Consider the following 20910-nt stretch of genomic DNA (forward strand, 5'->3'; position numbering starts at 1 on the left):
CCTCACACCGGCCTGATGAGCAACAGACCGCACCCGAAACTCTTCGCAGGCCCCATCCCCCCATACAGGGTCTGCTCGAAACGGTCGGGATCCGTCACCGTCAACACACCGGCGAAGTCGATGGTGCTGATCGACATCCAGGTTTTACCCCTCGGTTTCTTGAAGCGGTGCTTCTGATAGCCGTCCGCACGGACCATCTCTTCATCCACGGCAAAACCCGCCGTCTCGGCCCGTGACGTCAGCCAGGATAAGCCTTCTTTCTGGACAAGCGCCGCCTGAGAGAGCATGACGTCAGGCGGGCACCCGGACTGCTCCAGCAACACCTTCGCGTCCATCACCACGTCATGGCGGTGCTGTCTCCCGTCGTCGTCCCGCTTCGCCCGGATCGGGTTCGCCCGCAGACTGAACCCGAGGCGCTGCCCCGTCCTGAGTACAGGCGCGTACTCCTTCCGCTCGACCGCCCAGATCCCGTCGCGGTCCACCGGGTCCGCCGTGGAGACCGCATAGATCACCGGGGACGACTCCTGCATCTCAAGCCGGTAGATGAAGTCGCGGTCCTTCCGTGCACCGTCCGAGAAGACCCGCCACACCATCCCGTGGACATCATAGGGGCTCCGCACACTCCGCCAGAAGGCCGGTGTCCGCTCGACGTCCTCCCTCAGGCGGATGCGGTAGAAATAGTACTTCATCGCACCGCCTCCGGCACGCGCACCAGTGCGCCATACTCCTTTCTTTCGGCAAACTGCCACTGCCGCCTGTTCAGCGCCACATCACGCCTCCTGACAGTCTGCCTGCCCTCCGCCTCAAAGCCGGTCTCGTCCTCGCCTTCCCAGAAGAGCATCCCTCTCTCTTCCCGGGAAAGAGGTTTGAGCATCTCCTGGTCCGGGAAGGCCGCCGCTTCCATCGCTGCACGCAGATTATCCGCCCGGACCACCTGCGGTTGCAGGGGGAGGAAGACCGGACAGGACTTCCGCCCCAGATAGGGTACAAATGTCGGACCCCTGAGCGCCTCCGCAAGTGCGGAGAGGGGATAGGGCGTGGCGTCATGCGCCGGCCAGAGGCAGACCGTGTACAGGGCGTCGCAGAAGTACTCCCGCGTCGAGAGGATCGTGTTCAGATCATCCCGGGGAAGACTCACCTCCTCACGTCGGGTGGCAAACGGCCAGGCCTGCTTCTTTGTCGTCTCGGAAGGCACCTGGGTGGTGTGATAGTCCCGAACCAGGTTTCCGGGAGCATTCACCAGTGCGGCCATCCGGTAGCTCTCCTGCAAACGCTTCAGTGGTGCTGTCTCCTCACGGCGGATGCCGAGAGCCGCCGCCACCAGCCCGAAGACAGCCGAGCGGGAGGGGTGGCTTTCCGCAGGTCGGTACTCTCCGACCGCCACCCCGCCCCAGGCCGCCATCGGGCCGCAGAGTCGGAACAGGAGATACTCAGGCATGGTCACCCGACACAAATTCGAGGATCTCGTCGAGCGTACCCGTGCCGGCACCGGCGTTCATCGTCCTGCACTCCCGGGCGCATGCCCCGTAGGTCTTCTCCATATTTTCCCGCGTCACTTCGAGGGCGGCCACCGCTGCCTTCAGGTAATCGTCGCCCCCGACCGGCTTGAGGAAGGCCACCGAGAGCGACCTGGGCTGCTGGCTCCCCCGTTCGGCAAGGAGGTAGGAGGCGTAGGCCCGCGAAGCGAAACTGTTCTGTTTCCCTTTCGGCCCGACCTTCGCCGCCGCCTCGGTGAGGGAGCGGATGGCTCTGTCGACCAGATCCTCGTCCCCACCCAGGTTTTCCACCAGGAGGTCGCGGTTGATACAGAGATAGGCATAATAGAGACCGGCCGCAAACTCCGCCTGGCCCACATGCCCGGCACCGACATCCTCGACGCCGCGGTTGAGGTCGTCGACGGCGGTGAAGTAATCGTCCTCGACCGCCACCCGGTGGACCGTGACCGCGTGGGCCACCTGGACCGCCGCCTCGCAGTTGAAGGACGGCGACGAGGCAAGCATCCGGCCGAACATGGCGATGTCAGCCGCCGAGTTCTCCTCACGCAAGAGTGCGAGGTCGTTCTCTGACGGGTCTCCGCCGCTCTCAGCAAGGTGCGCGAGCAGACCGTCGATCGCCACAATCTCGTCCGGGCTGAAATGGACCATCTGCTCGACACAGAGCGAGTCTTTCTTGTCCTTCTCGGTCGTGACGGATTCGATCTTCTTCAACTTGCCAAAGACGGCGGCGATCGCCTGGCCCCACGCCACCGCCTTCTTCTCCTCCACAGGGGACCGCACCGCCGCCGCATCCTTTCCATCGACGACATCGGCAAGCGCCTTCCCGCCCCGGAGGGCGAGGTAGATGTTCCAGCCCATCTCCTTGGTGCGGACACCGAGGTGGCCGCCGAGCGCCTCCTTGAATATTTCGGATGTTCTCCACGCCCTCTTCAGGCTCTGTGACGACACCCGCAGACGGTTGACCCCGCCCATCATCGCGGTCTTCGGCCTGCCCATGTCGTCACGGTTCAGGTTCGACGGCGGATACGATACAAGCATATGCAACTGGATAAATTCTGCCATTTTTTCACCTCATTCTTTTTTCGTCGGGATGTTCATGTAATACGCTTCTGCCCAGTCTCTTTTCGTCTGGGGGTTCCAGCGGTACAGTCCCCACACCAGGTCGGGGATGTTTGCCGTGCGGTCGAGCATGCGGACCAGCCGTTTCATCATCGGGAAGAGTTCGGCATAGTCGTAGTCTTCCACGCGGAGAAGGCGGCGGAACCGTGCCTCGCTCACCCGCGGTGTGGTGCCGCCGTCTTTCGGGCGGGCGAACTGCTCTGCAAGTCGGACACCCGCTGCAGGTGTCTCGACATCCGCGAGGACGCCCGCGATCACGGCGAGTTTTTCCCGGTCCCATGTCGGCAACGCCGCTTTCAGCCGGTAATACGCCGGGACAAAGGCCACCTCGGCGGGCGTGCGGCACCGCCGCAGTTCTGCCCGGTCCCCGCGGTGGCGGGGGTCCGTGATATCGTCCCACCAACCGCGGATCGCAGCCATCGGATCATCCTTATGGTCCCCTCCATGCACAGGGGTCTGTGTCATCGTCATTTCTCACCTTTTCCGGATTTTTTCTGGTCCGGGAGGCGGAGTGCTTTCCAGACCGCTTTGTTCGACTTCGAAGCAGAGCTGTTCAGCAGTCCCCACGCCTTCACCGTCCGCTTTGCATTGATCTCGTCGATGGCATCGAACTGGGAGTACTCACTGAAGAGGGCCTTCGCCTTCTCCTGAAGAACATCCAGCCATGCCCGCCTGATCGCGAGCGTGTCCCCACCATCGGCGAGGGCCGCGGCGACGTCGCCGAGCATGGTGTAGAAGTCCTTCTCCGTCGCCTGGAGAAAACGGGCGGTGACGACCGAGAGATCGCCCTTCGCATCGGCAGGATTGTCGTAGAGGGCGACCTTCACGCACCACTGGACGTTCTTCCCCATCTCCGAGGCGGCCTTGATCATCCCTGCGGCCGTCTCCTCGAACTCCTCTTTCACGGCGTCGTCGACCTGGAAGAGGGGGAGGGTACCTTCGTACCAGCACCGGGGTTTTTTGTTGTCCATGTCATAGCCAAAGGCCCAGAGGGACGGTCTTCGTCCGAGCAATTCACGAACACGGCCGTACTCGGATCTTTCATTGACAAAGAGCGCGGTCGTCCTTGCGATCTGCTTTCCCTCCTCCTTATCGTTGATGACCAGGCCAAGCCAGTTCTGGTAGGTGATCCCGCCGGGCTGAGGGTGGACCGGCAGAAGTTCGGTGCTGTTTTTTCCGTTCCGGTAATACGGGCTGAGAGGATGGACCCAGCCGGCGTACTTCGTGCCGTAGGGTTTTGTCCAGAAGGACCTGATGCAGTGGTCAGTCTCGGCGCCGCAGAGATCGCAGGTTCCCGGTCTCGCCCCCCCCAGGTCGAGCAAGATCCGCCGCGGCAACCCCCAGAAGACCTGACAGGGATGGGCATCCTCCGGCGTTGTCTTCTCCCCGTTCTCGCTTGTCCGCACCTTGCCCATCCAGGGAAAGAGGCGTGCGTCGTCCGCGACCGGAGGGTCGTCCACGGCGTGGGGGTAACTCTCCAGGTCGACGACATTCGCCCAGACCGTCTGCCAGAGTGTCTTCCCAAGGATAAGCGTGGTCATCGGGCCACCACCCCTGACCGAGGTCATGTGCCCGCGCCCCCCGCTCGGAGCATTGGTCTGAAGAGTGAAAAGGCCGAGGGCGGCACAGCGCGGGCAGAGTCCGTCGATCGTCCCCCGTTTCTGGAACCAATCCGTGTTGTCCTTGATCTTTTCTTTCTCGGGCAGACCAATGAGCAGGCTGTCAATCTGCCAGACCTTCTTATCCTCGATCCCCTTCTCCTGCATGAACTGCGGGCCGTCTCCTCCAATGGCAAACGCCCCGGCGAGGGGCGAGAAGGCGGTCTTCAGTTCGTCTGCGGTTGGCGGATCGGTCAGGCGTTTTCTCCACTCAGTTCTGTCCTCCGGGGGGAGAGCAGTCTGGCAGAGTCCGATCAGGAACTGCACCAGCGCCCCGTCGAAGTCAGGCCGCGGAGACGCTACCGCGGAGACGGTGGTGTCGGTGATCTGCCAGGGTGCGATCGTTTTCGCACTGCCGTCCTGGCATGTGATCGGGATCCAGGGGTTCTGGATCAGGTTGAGAGAGGCGATAGTGCACCTCCTATAATCTCACCACATATTTTTGCCATTGATCCACCTATGAGAAGTGCATCCAATATATACCTGTCGATCATCAGGAATCCCTCCTCAGTCCGATGGTCGGATCGTACCTCAAGACAATCTTTTTTCCAGAACAGGTCCGTGCCGACCCTTCCCACGCCTCGCCGACCGGGCGGAGCGGGACGATCACGACATCCTTTCCCCTGCCGCCCATCCGCACCCTGGCCTTCTCCACCGCTTCAGCAAGCGGGGGGGCAAACTCTGCCTCCCCGGCCACATACCTCTCCCTCACGCTCACCTGACTGAGATCCCAGGCGATCCCGGGGTCGGGGAACTCCGCCCAGGGCCGAACCTGCTCGGCGTCCCACCGGGCAAGTCGCACCGTGACAGTCGGTTCACCGAGGCGAGTCGGTGTCCGGACGTCGCTTGCCCACAGCCCTTCGGTCACCATGTATCCCTTCTTCAACTTCAGGGCGTTTTCCGCTGCAAACGCGGCATCGGCATTCTCTTCGCCTCGCACCTGTGCGGCCGCCCTCCTGAGACCGTCAGGGATGGCGGCCTCGCTCTCCGGCCCGAACACCCGTTCCACAAGGAGGCGGGCATCGCGGGGGACGACAATCTCCCCCGCGTCGCCGAGGACCCTGGCCGTCAGCCAGAGGCGGGCGGGATCGGGGTACACCCGCGCACCCCCGGGGAAGAAGGCCGAGTACCATTTCTCGTCGGGATCGTCGGTGACCGGGGGGGAGAGGACAAGAAGGCGGGCCTCCCCGCGGGGGCCGCGAGCGTGGCGGTGAACACGCCCGGCCCGCTGTATCAGACGGTCCACCGGCGCGAGGTCGCTGACCATCAGGTCGAAGTCGAGGTCGAGGGACTGCTCCACGACTTGCGTCGCGACGAGGACCTGCCCGGCCCTGACCTCTGGCGTACTCTCCTTTCCAAATGTATCTGTCACCGATTTTTCGATCTGAAGACGGTCGGCGAGGGCGAACCGGGCATGAAACAGGCTGACCGTGCCCACCGGCAGTGCCTCTTTCAGCCGTAGATAGGCCCTCACCGCATCGTCCACCGTGTTCCTGACCCAGCAGGCGCACCCACCAGAACGGGTGGTCTCGATCAGCACCTCTTCCACTTCCTCCACCGATGCGATGAACCTGACCGCGACGCGTTTCTCCCTGTCATCGGTGAAGGAGTGTTCGTCAGGCGGCCCGGCGGACGAAAGATGGGTGAGCAGAGGATAGGTGCTCGACCCGAGGGAAGGCACCGCCCATCCCGCCCCGCGCGCGAAACTGCGGGCCAGTTTTTCCCGCTGCTGCTGCGTCATCGTGGCCGAGAGCAGGACCGCACTGCCACCGAACGCGGCATGGAACTCAAGAAGTCTCTGGAGCAGTTCGTGCATATAGCGATCACAGGCATGCACCTCGTCCACGACGAGGACGTTCCTGGCCAGCCCGAGCAGTCTGAGCGACTGGTGCCGCACCGGAAGGATGGAGAGGAGCGCCTGATCGATGGTCCCAACGCCGACCTGCGCGAGCAGGGCTTTTTTCCGGTTGTCTGAGAGCCATGCCGCCCCCGCGTCACCGGGACCGGCCCCGCCGCGGTTTGTCCCTCCGTCAAGGAATGTCTGCATGACCTTGTAGAGACGGTTGGCAGAGTGGGCAAGGATCCGGGAGTATGAATCATCTTCAAACAGAGCGTCCGACGTCCTCATGATCCGGGCATACATGGCATTGGACGTCGCCATCGTCGGGAGAGCAAAGAAAATACCCTCCCCGGCTCCCTGCGCCATCAGGCGGTGGGCAAGGGTGACGGCGGCCACCGTCTTCCCGCTGCCCGTGGTGTCCTCGATGATAAAGAGATGAGGACCGGTCCCGATAGGGCATTCGGCACAGTAGCGCTGGAGATCGGTGGGCGTATTTTTTGGGAATGTGTCGGGGAAAAGTGTTTCGAGCCCCTGCTCTGCGGAGGGCCGTGCCGGTATGACGCCTTTTTCCCGGACCGCCTTTTCTGCTTCACGCAATGCCGTCTTCCAGTATTCCCGGAGAGGGACCTGGTCCTGACGGGCGCGGAAGTACTTCTGGTCCGATCCGATCCAGTCGCAGAGAGTACAGAACCCGGCAAGGAGCCATGAACAGAGTGCGGTTCGTTTTGCAGGGCGGTCTTCGGCGGGGAGAGGCACCGGCCCGTCGCCGAAGAAGAGTGCGGCAGAATCCCGAACGAATTCTTCCGCCGCCTCGATATCGGCCGGAAGGAAGGAACGCCCGATCAGGCTGACATCCTCTGGCGGGGTACCATGATGGCCGCAGACGGCCTTGAGAAGGGGAGACATAATTTCCCACCATTCGTCGGGATCGATCCCGACGCCAAAGGACAGCAGACCTTTGCAGCCTCTGTCGTCCCGGATGTGATCTTTCCAGAGGGCAAAACCCAGGTCCGTGTGGTAGCCGGGGAGGCATGCGCCTTCCGCACCCTGGAGGGATCGCGCTACTGAGGGCTCCATCAACTGGAAGGCAGGCGTGGAAAATTTTCCGATGTCATGGGTGGCGAGCAGGAAACAGGCGAGGGGAACGACCTGAGGTGCGGGAACCTGCAGAGCGTTTGCCATGCGGTCCTGCAGGAGGGCGTCGGCCCCGAGGACCACAGAACCGACTGCGGCCACATCGAGGGCATGGTAGGGCAGGAGGTGGACGGTGTGCGGGTCGTTCTCCGTCAGCCCCTTGCCCCAGTACCGGAAATACGAGGGGGGGAAGGAGGAATTCATTGAGTATCATCTCACGGGAGGCAGACATCGTGAAGAATAATGCTTTGGATATTTTTACGTCTGGACGTCGCCGAAATTATTCTTTTACATTTTGTAGGATAAACATTTCTGGTGGAGGGTGAAGATAATGCCCGGATAGGAACGACGAACGGTTTAGAAGATGTATTTTTTTCATTCCGTGTAAGCCAGCCAGACTGGAATCACGGTGCTGTCGCCCCGGACAAACACAAACATCGCCACGACGTACGGGTTCCCGGTCACGATCCCATACGCCACCCAGAACAAATTTCCCGCCACCCACGCAAAAAATCCACACGCCCGCACGCCCGCACCCCTCCCGGCCACCAGCACCGCCCCCACCATCCCGAGCACCAACGCCGGCGCCTGCAGCGGGTCCAGGGGGATCACGCGATCCCCCTCCCCCCATTCCACGCCCGCACAAGCCGCGCATAGCACGCCCGGCAGGGGCACCACCCCGGCCCGGTTTGCACTGCCGCACCTGATTGCACCGCCCTGCACTTCCGGGTTGCCACCAAACGGGGAGCGATTCTGGACGTGATTTTCGATCGGGGTCTTCTTGGCCATCCCCCTTCCCCTGTGTTCACCTGCACACGGATCGCACACACACACACACCCGCAGCCACCCGCGGATCAGGGGTGGTGTGTGCCCCCTCAGTCTGGTGCAATAGAGTACTATGAGAGAGAGATCTCTCTCTCTTCTCTCTAGAATAGGTACTCCGGGGCCGTCCCTCCGTCCCCGTCCTCTGCACATCTTCGGTGCCATCCCGGTGCATTCCGGGTGCGAAAGTGTCGTCGTCCGGCGGGTCGCGGTCGAGCCAGACATGGGCCCCGGCCGTCCACCGCCGGTACGCCTCCGGGTCGAAGGAGAAGAGGTGCTCCCGCCGGCGGACCAGGTAGCCGTCGACATCCGAAGAGACGGTGGTGTCCAGGTAACTGACCGCCGGACACTTCTCCAGCAGTCCCGAGTAGATGGTGCCGCGGCTTGCGTAGCCGTGGAGGATCCGGTAGGTCTGCTGGTACGACAGCCCCAGGGCGTCCTGGAGCATGCGGATCGTGAACACGCTCCACCCCATCGCCTCGACCGTCTTGATCGCCGCGGCCTCGTTCTTCGTCAGTTTCGTCTCCTGCCCGCCGGCATCGCTGTTGATCGCCGCATAGATCCTGGCGGCGGTCTCGAAGTCAGACCTGTCGGCCCGGATGCCGCCGCCGTAGTCCTCGCGCTCGAACCGGTGGAGGAGGGCGCAGGCCTTGATCAGGTCAAAGAAGATGCCGGGGTTCCGGCGGTTCGTGGTGGCGGAGAAGTGGACCCGCCGTGCGTACGGGATGGAGACGTGGAGCCTCTTCACCTCGGCCATGACAGTAGGGACGATGAGGTACAGGGGCACCGGGCCGGTGGTGTGGACACCATTCGATGCACTTAATACCGCGGACGCCGACGTGGTGGTGGCGGTCTTCCTGGATCCGGTGTTGGCGCACGGGGAATCATGAAGGCTGCCGTCTATCCTGTCATCGCACGGCATTTCTCTCCCTCTGTGCAGGTTCCATTCGTCTGGCCGTACAGTCCCTGATCCGCGGACCCGGGACATCCTGAGATCTCGTGCATGTTTTTCAGTCCTCCTGTGCGGGCCGCCGCATCGGTCCGGGCGACGCCGCACCGACGAAAAGGTGGAAGAGAGAGGATAAAAAGAGGAGGCAAAAGAGCCGAAAGTCGGAACGTTATTCGGGCGGCTCAGAACCCCGCGACCACGACGAAGAGACCGGACACCGGCACCGGCGGGGCGACCGCCGTGCCGACATCGATCCTCTCCTCAGGGTAGCCGAGGTCCTCGCAGACGGCGATACGCACCTCGCCGTCCAGCGCCGCCGCAAGGTCGGGGACCGAGAACGCCGGGTCGGCGATGAGGAAAACGACACGGCCGCGGCCGATCTCCTCGGCCGCGAGGGTGACCGCCGCCGCGTGGTCCCTGCCGTGGGCGTTCACGACGACGCCCCGCACCAGCGAGACCCCGAGGCGGGCGAAGGCGACCTGCATCGAGGAGATGCCGGGCACCACCTCGCCGCCGAGATAGCCCAGGCCCGCGAGCATCGGGTCGCCGGTCGAGAGGACGACCGCGTCGGCCGGGAGGGAGCGGAGGGCTTTGTAGTCGTCTATCTCGTGCACCTCGCACCCGTCGCGGATATGCGGTCTGGCGAGGGCGATCGCACGGGCCGAACCATAGACGAGGGCGGCGGCTGAGATGACGCGGGCCGCCTCCCCGGTGAGCATGCCCGGGCCGCAGCCCACGCCGACGACCTTCATCCCGAGTCCCCCAGGACCGTTCCGGCCCGGTCCACCACGACGACCCGCACGCCGGGGTGATCCTCTCGGCAGCGTGCGAAGGCCCGTTCCAGGACGCCGGGCCAGGCCGGCGTGGCGGTCAGGTCCTCCACCGTGGCGCACCCTGTCCCCCGGAGGACGTCGGGGTCGATGAACTTCAGGACAAGGCCGGGCAGGCCGCAGATCACCGCCTTGCCCCGCACCTCGTCGAGGGCCCGGCCCAGGTTCACACCGACGAGCACGGCCTCGTGGGAGGGGAAGAGGAGGCGGGAATAGCGGAGGCCGGTCCTGCCTGTCGTCAGCACCACCCGCTCGGCCCCCCTGATCCTCTCGAAGGCCGCCTCGGAGAGGTGGTCGTCCCAGGGCTCAACAAGGCCGGTCGACCCGAGGACAGAGACCCCGCCCTCGACGCCGACACGGGGGTTGAGGGTCTTCTGTGCGACGGCCGCGCCTTCCGGGATGGCGAGGACGACACGCACGCCGGCACGGCCGACCTCCTTTCTGGCCTCGTCGGCCGCCCTCTCGATCGACGCCATGGCCGTCTGGCTGACCGCCGCGTCCCCGGCACGGTACCGGGGTGTGTCGCGGACGAACCTCCCAATACCCTCGCCGGCGACGACCTCGACGCCCGCGGGGGCCGGTTCTGCCGTCGCCACGAAGAGGAGGCCCGCGGTGACGTCGGAGGGGTAGTCGCCCGAGTCCTTTCTCGCCTCGCCCCGGCCCCCCTCGCCGCGGGCGGGCACCGCGACCCTGAGGCCGCAGGGGAGAGTGACGGCGACCCCGTCCACGGGCCGCCCGAGGGAGAGGACCGCCGCCTTCGCCGCGGCCGCGGCCGTCGTCCCGGTCGTGAAGCCCCGCCTGAGCACCCGGCCGTCGGCCGTCAGCACGCCGAGGCCCGACGCGGCGAGGGTAAGGGCCGCCGCGTCCTCGCACCTCGCGACCCACTCGTCGGGATAGGCGTACCCGGTCACCGGGTCGACGACCCTCTCCTCACTCCCCACCTTTTTGCTCCACATGCATCGTGACGATCTCGTTCATCGCCGCCACCGCGGGCGGCGTCCCGCCCCGCGTCCCCTGCGTCGAGATCGAGGGGACGTCGAGGGTGCGCAGTTCCTCCTTCGACTCCGCGGCATTCACGAAGCCGACGGCCATCCCGATGACCAGGGCCGGCCGCACGCCCTCCTCCCGCACCATCGTGCAGAGGGAGAGGAGGGACGAAGGGGCGTTGCCGATCACGACGATCGCGCCGTCCAGGCGGTCGCGCAATGCGATGAGGCCCGCGGAGGAACGGGTGATCCCCCGTTCCGCGGAGATCTCCCGGCCGAAGTCCAGGGCGCAGAGCACCTCGGACGAGTGCTCCTTCTTCCGGATCCCCATCTGCACCATGTGGATGTCGGTGACGATCGGGGCGCCGCGGGCGAGGGCCGCAAGCCCGGCAGAGATGGCGTCGCCCCTGAACCGCACCAGGTCAGCCATCACGAAGTCGCCGACCGAGATCGCGCACCTCTGCCTGATCCTGTCCTCAGGCGTCCGATCGCCGATCACCTGTCTGGCGAGGGCGCGGCTCGTCTTCGAGATCGTGTAGCCTTCGGGCGTGTCTGCCCCCGGATCAATATACATACTTCCTCCCATACCCCCGCGGCGTCAGCATGCCGCCGTCCTTCATCGCAAAGGTCTCCTTCCCGCCGATGAAGACGGCCGTGCGCATGTCCACCGCGGCGTCGTCCTCCGCAAGGGCGCCGAGGGTCGTTGTCGCCGTCTCCTGGCCGTCCCGGTAGGCGTTCCGCACAAGACCCACCGGCGTCTCCGGCGGGAGGTGGCGGGCGGCGATCGCAAGGGCGCGGCCCAGGTTCTCCGGCCGTCCGTGGCTCTTCGGGTTGTAGAGCACGATCGGCACGCCCATCTGGAAGGCGAGGTCGAGGCGGTGCTCGATCTCCTCCCAGGGGGTGAGCAGGTCGGAGAGGGAGAGGGTGACATGGTCGCCGGAGAGGGGCGACCCGAGGAGGGAGGCGCCTGCGCAGGACGCCGTGACGCCAGGCACGACCTCCCAGTCCACCGTCTCCCCGGCGCGGTCCAGCACTTCGAGGACGATGCTCGCCATCCCGTAGATGCCGGGGTCGCCGCCGCTCACCATGACGACCCGGTGGTCGCGGGCGAGGTCGATGCACGCCTTCGCCCTGTCGACCTCGCGGCCCATCGAACTCCTGACCACCTCTTTTCCCGGCAGGAGGGGGGCGATCTGGTCCAGGTAGAAGGCGTTCCCGACGACGTACTCCGCCTCCTTGATCGCCTCCACGGCCCTGCCTGTCATCTGCGCCATACCGCCGGGGCCGATGCCCACGACGGAGAGTTTTCCTGATTTATTTTGCGAGGGTGAAGGTGGCAGATCGGGAAGAACCCGGTCTTCAGGCCGAGGATGAATACAGAGCCGCTCTTCTGATGTATTCACTTGCATTACAGAAAAATATACCATATTATAACACTTAATAACATTTGTATGCTCCAAGCCTACAAATATCGGATGTACCCTTCTAGGGAGCAGGTAACGCTCCTCATGAGACACATCCATGCCTGTCGGTTTGTGTACAACAATTCTCTGGAGCAGAAGATCCGGGCATACGAACAGGAAGGTCGAAAACTCTCCTGCTTCGACCTGAACAACCGTCTTCCCGCACTCAAAGAAGAACACCCGTGGCTCAAGGAAGTGAACTCCCAGTCACTTCAGAGTGCAAACAAGAACCTCGACAACGCCTTCACCCGCTTCTTCAGGGAGAAGAAGGGATTTCCCCGGTTCAAGTCGAAGAAAAATCCAGTACAGTCTTTTCAGGTGCCGCAGCATTATCGCGTGAACTTCAAGCAGAGGAAGATCAAATTCCCAAAGATTGGTGAGTTTAAGACCGTCTTCCACCGCGTCTTCACCGGCAAGATGAAGTACGCCACTGTTTCCGTGACTTCCACCAAAAAATGGTTTGTCAGCATCCTTGTCGATGACGGGGTGGCCGAGCCAGCACCTGCACCGTTCTCTCTGGACACCACCATCGGGATCGATGTCGGGCTGAAGGACTTCGCAACCCTCTCTACCGGAGAGAAGATCGAGAACCCCCACTACATGAAGACCTCCCTTCAGCGCCTGAAAGTGTTGCAGCGGATGGTTTCGCGGAAGAAGAAAGGATCGAAGAACCGGGAGAAGGCGATCCAGAGACTTGCCCGGTGCCATGAGAAGACCGCCAACCAGAGAAACGATTTCCTGCACAAACTCTCTTTTCGAGTCGTGAGCGAGAACCAAGCCATTGCAGTGGAATCGTTGAATGTTGGTGGGATGATGAAGAATCATCATCTGGCGCAGGGGATCGGGGATGTTTCGTGGAGCATGTTCTTCACGATGCTGGAATACAAGTGTCAGAGGTACGGGAAGACGCTCCTGAAGATCGGGAGATTCGATCCCTCCTCAAAGATATGCAGTAACTGTGGGTATCTCAAACAGGATCTTGCCCTCTCTGACAGAGAATGGATCTGTCCCGATTGCGGTACCCATCACGACCGCGATATCAACGCGGCGATCAATATCAAGAAGTTCGCCCTGCAAGAACAGAACCTTGTCGGGGTATCAGGTGCGGAACGCACCGTTGAGCCTGTGGACTCGCCTCAGTAGAGGGAGAATGAAGCAGGAAGCCACGCCCACCAACAGGCGCGGGGTAGTTCACCGTCCGATTGCAACGGTCACATCCCCATAGACATGTTTTTTCAGCACCAGTTCGCCCCGGCGTGCGAGTGCGAGCACGGCGGGTTCGGCGACCCCGACAAGCCCGATGAGCCCGGCCCGCGAGGGCGAGGGGGGCGTCAGGGCGTTGAGCGTCGCGTCCGGGAGGCAGAGGAGGACGCCGCCGAGAGCGGCGACGCCGTCTCGAAGGCCCGGTTCGTCGCGTTTCTTTTCGGTCGTGGCGTACACGAGCACCTCATCCTGCCCGACCCCGACCTCCGCAAGGGCCGAGCGTATCGCCGCCTCGACCGCGGCCGCCGGCACGCCCCGCCGGCACCCGACGCCGACGACGTACTCCCCGCCCCGCACCAGCACGGAGACGGCGGAGGAGGCGACGACGATCGCCGGGCCGCCGACCGTATAGACGGGCACGTCGCCGTCGAGCATGGCGGCGTTCACCGGCAGGGTGGATGGGGGGTTCGCGATGACGGTGCCGGTCGCGGCCGCCACGCCCTCGACGCAGGGGCGGCCCAGGGCCTCGGTCGCCGTCGAGATGACCGGCACGGCGCCGATCGCCGCCCCGATCTCGCGGGCGAGGTCGTTCGCCCCGTGGTGGCCGCCGAGGACCGGGACCGCAAAGCGGAGGTCAGGACTCACGACGACGACCGCCGGGTCCCGCCACTTGGTGGCCAGGAGGGGGGCGCACTTCCGCACCGCGATCCCGGCCGACATCAGGGCGACGATCCGGTCAAAGCCGGCGAAGGCACGCTCGAAGACGTCGGGGGCGTACGGGAGGAACTCTCCCTCGATCGCCGCCGCAAGCCGCCTGGCCTCGTCCTCGAAGTGCTCCAGCGCGATGACCGCCGTCGTCATCCGTAGAGGTCCGAGTTGGTGTAGGCCGACCTGGTGGCGTCGACCACGCCGCCGATGATGATCAGGGCCGAACGCTCGATCCCGGCCGCCCGCGCCTTCGCCGCGATGTCGGCGACCGTGCCCCGCACCACGATCTGGTCTGGCCAGGTGGCGTGGTACACGACGGCCGCCGGGGTCTCCGGCGGGCAGGCGGCCTTGGCGAGCACCTCCTCCATGTGCTCAGTCCCCAGGAAGACGACCAGCGTCGCCCCGGTCCGTGCGAACTCGGCGATCTGGTCGCTCTCCAGGGTCGCGCCCGCGGGCCGCGTGACGATCACCGACTCTGAGACGCCCCGGAGGGTGAACTGGGTCTTCAGGGCGGCGGCCGCCCCGAACATCGACGAGACGCCGGGGACGACCTCGACCTCGATCCCGGCCTTTTCCAGGTCCGCGATCTGCTCGACGATCGCGCCGTACAGCGCGGGATCGCCCGAGTGGAGCCTGACGACGCACTTCCCGGCGTCGGCGGCCTCCTGCATGATCCCGACCATCTCCGGGAGTTTCATGCCCCAGGAGTCGTACTTCTCCGGGGCCGGCGACCTGGCGACGAGCGCCGGGTTCACGAGCGACCCCGCATAGATGAGCACGTCGGCCCGCATCAGGAGGGCGTTGCCCTTCACCGTGATCAGGTCGGGGTCGCCCGGCCCTGCGCCGACAAAATACACTGTCTTCGTCATCTCTTCTTCCTCGCAAACAGGACGCTGAAGTAACTGCTCTCCTCCGGGAGGGCGTCGTTCCTGACGACCTGCTGGCCGTCCATGTACATCTTCTCGACCAGCACGAAGTCGTCGAAGCCCTCGGTGCGGAGACGGGCGGCCGTCTCCTGCGGCCTCTTCACCTTCAGGAGGAGACGCGCCTCCTCCTCGGACCCGTCGCTCACCCCGATGCCGCCGGCGACATGGACGCCCGCGACCGAGGCGAAGGCGGTGATGGCGCTGATGCCAGGGACTGTCGAGCACGCCACGTTAGGGTGGCGGGCGGCGAGCACCTCTGTCAGGCGGGAGAAGGTGCCGTAGAAGTTCGGGTCGCCGAGGATGCAGAAGACCGCAAGGCCGTCCCGCGCATGGGGGGCGATCCTCTCAGCGTTCTCCTCGATGCACCGGGAGATATACGCTTCGTCGTCGGTCATCGGGAAGGAGAGGACCTCGACGTCGGTGCGGTACGGGGCGATGATCGTCGCCGCCACCCTGCCCGGCACGAAGACGGCGTCCGCCTCCCTGATCAGGCGTGCCGCCCTGACGGTGAGGAGTTCGGGGTCGCCGGGGCCGATGCCCACGCCGACGAGCACTCAGGCCACCTCCCCGATGACGAGCCAGACCGGGTTCGCCGGTCTGAACATCAGGCCTGTGCCGAGGGGGCGGGTGCGGGCGACCTGGAGGGAGACGGCCTCCCTGAATATGCCGAGTCTCTGCATCTCCTTCACCGCCCGCTCCAGGGACTCCAGGAGGACGCAGTCGACGACGATACGGCCCCGCACCGTCCGGGCGAGGACGCCGAGCACCTCTTCGAGGTCGCGGGAGCCCCCGACGAACGCGGCGCCGAGGGGGCCGGCGGTTCTGAGAACCTCCGACGCCTCCCCGCAGACCACCTCAATATTGTCGGCCCCGGCCTCGTCGGCCGACTGCCGTGCCACGGCGACCGCCTCGGGGCGGCGGTCGATCGCGATCACCCGTCCGGCCGTGCGGGCGGCGGCGACCGCGATCTTCCCGGTCCCGCACCCGACATCGGCGACGGCGCACCCCGGCACGATCCCGAGGTGCCAGAGTGCCACGGCCGCCACCTCGTCCTGCGTCGGGCCACCCGAAAGTCCCCTGTCCATGTAGGTAAAGGTGATTTGCGCAGGGTAAATAACCCTTGTTTTCCGCGGCCACGAAACCCGGAAATCAGGCGATGGCACACGACAGGGAAAAAAAGATCGGGGGGAACGGCCTTGCGCCGTTCAGTTCCCGGAATAGCGTTCCCGGAAGACGAGGTCGTCCAGGTCTTTCTTCTCGGCGATGGTCAACTCCTTCGGGTACCCGGCCGGGAGGAGGGAGACGAGGGTGTACTCCTCGGGGACGCCGAGGAGCGCACGCACGTCCCCGGCATACTCCTTCTTCTCCCCGGCGACCCAGCAGGAGCCGACGCCATAGGCCCACAGCCCGAGGATGAGCTGGGTGGTGGCCGCGGAGCAGTCTTCCAGATAATATTTCGCGTCCCTCTTGCCGAAGACCGCGAAGCAGACCTGGGCGCCGGCGATGAACTTCCCGTGGTCGGCGAGACCGGCGATCTTCGCGAGGGTCTCCTTGTCCTGGACCACGCCGAAGAGCCACGGCTGCTCGTTTCTGGCCGTCGGGGCGAGACGGGCGCAGTCCAGGGCGTTCTGGATGATCTTCTCCTCGATGGGTTCATCCTTGTACTGCCTGATGGAGTGACGCGTCTTGATGATGGTAAGCCCAAGGTTCGGACCAAGATACATGCTCCTCACTAGGCCGTGAAATAGGATAAGATTTGCGCAGAGGGGGATTCGGGTGGGGGCGGAGGAGAGGAGTCTTCCGGTCGGCAGGGGAAGCCCACAATATGGGATGCCGGTCCGCCGACTGCCCCCCGGTGTCCGCCGGGGGACTGCCTCGAAGGTCTTCGACCTTCTCGTTGCCCCCGGACCCCCGAAATTAAGATAGCGCCGGGGAAGGGGGAAGAGGAGACGCAAAGGATGAGCATATCCCAAAACTCTCGTTCATTCCCCCCATCTCTGCATGCAGGAACCGGGAGAGAATATCATGTTCGGGTCGATATCTTCCTGAATTCCCTGAAGAATCGTGCGAAACCCCCGCCTTCCCCTGCCTCTCTGCCGGGGGACTACGCCCCCGGACCCCCGAAACAGGATAGGGTCAGGGAAGAGAGATCCTGATGAAGGAGATTGCCCTCCGCTCCCTCTCGCAATGATGGGGGGATCGGGGGGTGAAACCCCCCGGACAAGACGCCAGAACAGGATTTTTCAGAACCGAATGTGAGTCCTTTCATCGGCGTGCATGAAGGTTCGGATCAGTTTTGGGATGACCTCGATGAAAAAAACCGACACGAATCGTCCAAAAAAAAGTTAGAACGGCAGGAGACTGCCGAGCCATCCGACAAAGTTTGCAAAGCCCTGCGGGATGATCACCGTCGGGTCGATCCCGAGAATCGGGGAGATGAACGCGAAGTAGGCGATCGTCCCGAGAGTCGAGCCCACATTGGCGAGGGCGGCGACAAGCACCACCCGGAAGATCGGAACTTTCCGCATCTCCGAGAAGTTTGCGGCGTCCATGATCTTCTGGAAGTCCGCGGCCGAAGGTTTCCTGATCTTCGCCTCCGTCAACGCCGCAAACCAGCCCGCGGCGACGAGGGGGTTGAGAGACGTCGCCCACGCCACCGCAAAGGCCGTCGCCGCCGAGAGGGGGTGGCCGCCCGCGGCAAGGGTGAAGGCCGCCGCAAGGACGCCGTTGATGAGCACCCAGTACAGGACCGCCCAGACGAGCACACCTGCCCCGACACCCGAGAAGGCGATCGAGATGATGAGCAGGGCGAAGATCACGACGACGATCCCACCCAGGATCTTCCCCCAGGGGTACGTCTTCGGCGCCGCGGTGAGTTCCGCGTCCGACGGGAGGAGGTCGGGCGCCGCAAGGTAACGCTCCACGCCCCGCACGTGCCCGGCGCCGATCACCGCCATCACCCGGTCGTAGCGCCGCGAGAGGTCGAGAAGGCGGCGGGCAAGATAGGCGTCCCTCTCGTCGATGAGGGCCCGCGCCCCGTTCGGCGAGAACTTCCTGAACTCCTCCAGAGCCACGGCGACGACGTCCTGGTTCTTCAGGGCCTCGATGTCCACTTTCTGGTCCTCGGTCCCGCCGAGAGAGACCGCCAGGGCGTAGACCATTTTCACCTTCTCCCAGAGGGTCATCCCCTGCCAGAACCGGGCCAGGGTCAGCCTGATATCGCGGTCGATGAGAGCCAGGGGCAGGCCGCGGCTCTCCACCTCCTCGATGGCAGCGACCATCTCCGCGCCCGGTTCCACCCCGACGTCCATCCCGATCTTGCGCTGGAGATAGGCCAGAGTCCACTGGAAAAGGATCTGCGAGAAGTTCCCGGCCTTCAGGACCTCTTCGACCTTCGGCGGCGCCTGCTCCTTCCGGAGAGCCGAATATCTTCCGGGATCGAGTTCGACCCCGACGATATCGGGCGAGAACTCCTCGATCGTCGCCCGCACCTCTTCGACGCTCTTCTCCGATACATGCGCCGTTCCGACAAGCCTGATCTCACCCATGAACGACCCACACTCCTTCGCTGTCAATCACCGCAACACTTCCTGACGGGACCGGCACGGCCTCCATGACCGCCCTGATCCCTGCTTCCTCACGGGCCTCAGCCTTCTGCCGATCGAGCAGGGCGCGGGCAAGGGCGACCGCCGCCTCCCGACCGATCGGCCGCCCGAGGCCCGGGCATTCCGAGACGATCAGTCGGTCGCCGTCGAGCATAAATGGGTAGGTCCGGCAGATCCAGGGACGGGCGGCGTACACCCTGCACCGCCCATCGCCGAGAAACCGGCAGCGTCCGCCCTCGCGCCGCAGGCACCAGTCGAAGGTGAAACGCCGGCCGTCCTCGCCGTCCAGATATTCGGGGAAAGGGTCCGCGACCTCGTCGGCAGGGATGCCCGCCGCCCCGGCCACCGCCCGCACCTCGGCCGGCGAGACGATGACAAGGTTCGAGTCCCCGGAGACCTCGGTGCAGCAGGCGCCGCACCGCGTACAGGCGAACCCGATCTTCATGACCTCGTCGGCGAGGTCGTCTACTCCCCGCATATCCTCTCGAAGTTGCGGAAGACCAGGTCGCCGTTCTCGGTGTGACTCACCTCGGGGTGCCACTGGACCCCGTAGATGCGGTCCGTCTCAGACCCCATCGCCTCGACAGGGCAGATGTCCGACCGGGCATAGACCGCGAAGCCCTCGGGGACCGCCTTGACTTCGTCCGCGTGCGAGGCCCAGACATGGATCTGGTCCGGGTAGCCCGCGAGGATCTCGCTCTTCCCGGCGATCTCGACGGCGACGCCGCCGTACCCGCCGTGGGCGCCCGGCCCGACGATGCCGCCGCGTGCCGTCGCGATGATATGGAGACCGAGACAGATGCCGAGCACCGGCAGTCCGAGGTCCAGGTACGCAGCAGCGTTGCCGGCGCGTTCAAGCGTGGGCCCGCCGCCGAGAATGATCCCCCTGCACCCCTTCTCGACTTCGGCCGGAGAGGTGGTGTTCGGGACCATCGCCACCTCTATCTCCAGGTCCCGCAGTTTGCGGTGGATGAGGTGGTTGAATTGCCCATGGTTGTTCACGACAAAAATGGGAAGCATCAAAAAGGTATGGAGATGTCAGGCTATATCATTTTTCAGCGGAAGGAGATCGCGGTCGAGAGGATCGCGGACCTGATCTCTTCAGGGGAGTGGCCCATGAGCCGCGCCAGGAACATGGCGCCGCCGGCACCCATACCCTCCTTCACCTCGCCCTCGCAGTACCGGGCGATGCCGGTGTCGCCGATGGTCCCGAAGTCGGGATCGACAAAATAGGCCTTCACCCCGATCGCGGCCGCGATCGCCTCCACGTTCGCCGAGGCGTCCCTGCGCACGTACTCGGTCGTCGCAATGGGCACCGTCTTCTTCCCGAGGCCCTTCAGGACGGCGTCGACGGCGAGCATCTGGGTGCCCCCGCCAAAGACCAGGGTGCCCGTATAGGTACTCGCAATACCGGCGGCCACCGGCATCATGGGGTCGCCGCCGATCCGCACGACGTCGAGGGAGTCCCGGATATCAGCCTTTTCGACCTTCTCCATCACCGCCCGGCAGATCTCCTCCTTCAGGCCCACCGGGTTCTCGATGAAACTGCTCGACACCCGCGCCTCGTAGCCGAGGGCGCGCAGCACGCAGAGGGCCGTCGTCGTCCCGCCGGGGACGCACTCGCCGAGGACGAGGAAATCGGCGCAGCGCGAAAGGTGACGGCCGACCCGCTCGCCCGCGGCGAAGAGGGCCCGCGCCTTCGGCACGGCCTCCCCCTCGCGGGGGTCGCCCGCGGCCTCGCCGTACACGTCGATGCAGGGCACGGTCGGCGGATTGAACATCCCGGCATTCACGAAGACCGGGTCGATACCGGCGAGGGCCATCATCGACCGCGTGATCACCGCCGGCGTCGGGCACCCGGTGGGAGTGTTCGGCTTGTAGGGCATGGAGGTGATCGAACCGGTGGTGATCAGTTCGGCGTCCAGGATCGGGGTGTAGACCGTCATCCTGGGAGACGACCCGGCCCCGGAGACGCCGGGCACCATCGAGAGCGCGGTGTTCCCGAGCACGCTCGCAAAGAGCGGCCTGGAGAACCGTATCGAGGGAACCTCGGAGAGAAATGCCATATCAGGTATATCAGGGCCTGCCTTAATACTCTCTTCGTCGGCAGGATCGGCAAAAGGGTCAGGGCGTACCTGAAAGCCGCCTGAATCTTTCTTTGAGGAGCGAT

22 protein-coding genes are annotated in these 20910 nt (G+C 64.6%); 1 reads left to right on the forward strand and 21 read right to left on the reverse strand.

What is annotated here, in order from left to right:
* Positions 1–2: 2 nt before the first annotated feature.
* The 12 genes from cas6e to cobJ form a co-directional block, all read right to left on the reverse strand.
* Positions 3–689: a type I-E CRISPR-associated protein Cas6/Cse3/CasE gene (cas6e, locus tag MEFOE_RS11005; RefSeq protein WP_067052048.1), complete on the reverse strand. Its 687-nt coding sequence runs from the start codon at positions 687–689 to the stop codon at positions 3–5.
* A complete protein-coding gene (gene cas5e, locus MEFOE_RS11010; protein ID WP_067052050.1) occupies positions 686–1438 on the reverse strand; it encodes a type I-E CRISPR-associated protein Cas5/CasD in 753 nt (250 codons plus the stop codon). The genes cas6e and cas5e overlap by 4 nt, the downstream gene beginning before the upstream one ends.
* The gene (gene cas7e, locus MEFOE_RS11015) at positions 1431–2558 is read right to left on the reverse strand and encodes a type I-E CRISPR-associated protein Cas7/Cse4/CasC (RefSeq protein ID WP_067052052.1); all 1128 of its coding nucleotides are present in this window, start codon (positions 2556–2558) and stop codon (positions 1431–1433) included. Before cas7e ends, cas5e begins: the two co-directional genes overlap by 8 nt.
* Before the next feature lie 9 nt (positions 2559–2567).
* A complete protein-coding gene (casB, locus tag MEFOE_RS11020; protein ID WP_160329542.1) occupies positions 2568–3080 on the reverse strand; it encodes a type I-E CRISPR-associated protein Cse2/CasB in 513 nt (170 codons plus the stop codon).
* A gap of 2 nt (positions 3081–3082) precedes the next feature.
* Positions 3083–4684, reverse strand: coding sequence for a type I-E CRISPR-associated protein Cse1/CasA (gene casA / locus MEFOE_RS11025; RefSeq protein WP_083523446.1), 1602 nt, complete (start codon positions 4682–4684; stop codon positions 3083–3085).
* Positions 4685–4766: 82 nt separating this feature from the next.
* A complete protein-coding gene (locus MEFOE_RS11030; protein ID WP_067052058.1) occupies positions 4767–7451 on the reverse strand; it encodes a CRISPR-associated helicase/endonuclease Cas3 in 2685 nt (894 codons plus the stop codon).
* A gap of 171 nt (positions 7452–7622) precedes the next feature.
* The gene (locus MEFOE_RS11035) at positions 7623–7883 is read right to left on the reverse strand and encodes a hypothetical protein (RefSeq protein ID WP_067052060.1); all 261 of its coding nucleotides are present in this window, start codon (positions 7881–7883) and stop codon (positions 7623–7625) included.
* The gene (locus tag MEFOE_RS11040; protein ID WP_153015956.1) at positions 7856–8992 is read right to left on the reverse strand and encodes a hypothetical protein; all 1137 of its coding nucleotides are present in this window, start codon (positions 8990–8992) and stop codon (positions 7856–7858) included. The genes MEFOE_RS11035 and MEFOE_RS11040 overlap by 28 nt, the downstream gene beginning before the upstream one ends.
* A gap of 209 nt (positions 8993–9201) precedes the next feature.
* Positions 9202–9771: a cobalt-precorrin-7 (C(5))-methyltransferase gene (locus MEFOE_RS11045; protein WP_067052064.1), complete on the reverse strand. Its 570-nt coding sequence runs from the start codon at positions 9769–9771 to the stop codon at positions 9202–9204.
* On the reverse strand, positions 9768–10805 hold the full coding sequence (locus tag MEFOE_RS11050; RefSeq protein ID WP_067052066.1) for a cobalt-precorrin-5B (C(1))-methyltransferase: 1038 nt from the start codon (positions 10803–10805) through the stop codon (positions 9768–9770). The genes MEFOE_RS11045 and MEFOE_RS11050 overlap by 4 nt, the downstream gene beginning before the upstream one ends.
* Positions 10780–11409: a precorrin-8X methylmutase gene (locus MEFOE_RS11055; RefSeq protein ID WP_067052069.1), complete on the reverse strand. Its 630-nt coding sequence runs from the start codon at positions 11407–11409 to the stop codon at positions 10780–10782. The genes MEFOE_RS11050 and MEFOE_RS11055 overlap by 26 nt, the downstream gene beginning before the upstream one ends.
* Positions 11399–12175: a precorrin-3B C(17)-methyltransferase gene (gene cobJ / locus MEFOE_RS11060; protein WP_067053255.1), complete on the reverse strand. Its 777-nt coding sequence runs from the start codon at positions 12173–12175 to the stop codon at positions 11399–11401. The genes MEFOE_RS11055 and cobJ overlap by 11 nt, the downstream gene beginning before the upstream one ends.
* Positions 12176–12310: 135 nt before the next feature.
* Here cobJ and tnpB point away from each other — a divergent pair, with 135 nt between their 5' ends.
* Positions 12311–13441 (forward strand): IS200/IS605 family element RNA-guided endonuclease TnpB, encoded by a 1131-nt coding sequence (gene tnpB / locus MEFOE_RS11065; protein ID WP_235809616.1) that lies wholly within the window; start codon positions 12311–12313, stop codon positions 13439–13441.
* 48 nt (positions 13442–13489) lie between these two features.
* Here tnpB and cbiG read toward each other — a convergent pair whose 3' ends face one another.
* The 9 genes from cbiG to cobT form a co-directional block, all read right to left on the reverse strand.
* Positions 13490–14362, reverse strand: coding sequence for a cobalt-precorrin 5A hydrolase (cbiG, locus tag MEFOE_RS11070; RefSeq protein ID WP_067052073.1), 873 nt, complete (start codon positions 14360–14362; stop codon positions 13490–13492).
* On the reverse strand, positions 14359–15078 hold the full coding sequence (cobM, locus tag MEFOE_RS11075) for a precorrin-4 C(11)-methyltransferase (protein WP_067052075.1): 720 nt from the start codon (positions 15076–15078) through the stop codon (positions 14359–14361). Before cobM ends, cbiG begins: the two co-directional genes overlap by 4 nt.
* Positions 15075–15689 carry a cobalt-factor II C(20)-methyltransferase gene (locus MEFOE_RS11080; RefSeq protein ID WP_067052077.1) on the reverse strand — a complete coding sequence of 205 codons (615 nt, stop codon included), beginning with the start codon at positions 15687–15689 and terminating at the stop codon, positions 15075–15077. The genes cobM and MEFOE_RS11080 overlap by 4 nt, the downstream gene beginning before the upstream one ends.
* Positions 15690–16220, reverse strand: a complete 531-nt coding sequence (locus MEFOE_RS11085; RefSeq protein ID WP_067052078.1) for a methyltransferase domain-containing protein — start codon at positions 16218–16220, stop codon at positions 15690–15692.
* 120 nt (positions 16221–16340) lie between these two features.
* Positions 16341–16859 (reverse strand): nitroreductase family protein, encoded by a 519-nt coding sequence (locus MEFOE_RS11090; protein WP_067052080.1) that lies wholly within the window; start codon positions 16857–16859, stop codon positions 16341–16343.
* 621 nt (positions 16860–17480) lie between these two features.
* Positions 17481–18683: a TraB/GumN family protein gene (locus MEFOE_RS11095; RefSeq protein WP_067052082.1), complete on the reverse strand. Its 1203-nt coding sequence runs from the start codon at positions 18681–18683 to the stop codon at positions 17481–17483.
* On the reverse strand, positions 18676–19218 hold the full coding sequence (locus tag MEFOE_RS11100; RefSeq protein ID WP_067052084.1) for a YkgJ family cysteine cluster protein: 543 nt from the start codon (positions 19216–19218) through the stop codon (positions 18676–18678). The genes MEFOE_RS11095 and MEFOE_RS11100 overlap by 8 nt, the downstream gene beginning before the upstream one ends.
* Positions 19206–19760: a GMP synthase subunit A gene (locus MEFOE_RS11105; RefSeq protein WP_067052086.1), complete on the reverse strand. Its 555-nt coding sequence runs from the start codon at positions 19758–19760 to the stop codon at positions 19206–19208. Before MEFOE_RS11105 ends, MEFOE_RS11100 begins: the two co-directional genes overlap by 13 nt.
* A 35-nt stretch (positions 19761–19795) precedes the next feature.
* Positions 19796–20806: a nicotinate mononucleotide-dependent phosphoribosyltransferase CobT gene (gene cobT / locus MEFOE_RS11110; RefSeq protein ID WP_067052088.1), complete on the reverse strand. Its 1011-nt coding sequence runs from the start codon at positions 20804–20806 to the stop codon at positions 19796–19798.
* Positions 20807–20910: the final 104 nt, after the last annotated feature.

It is taken from the genome of Methanofollis ethanolicus (assembly GCF_001571385.1).
In the GTDB taxonomy this organism is placed as follows: Archaea; Halobacteriota; Methanomicrobia; order Methanomicrobiales; family Methanofollaceae; genus Methanofollis; species Methanofollis ethanolicus.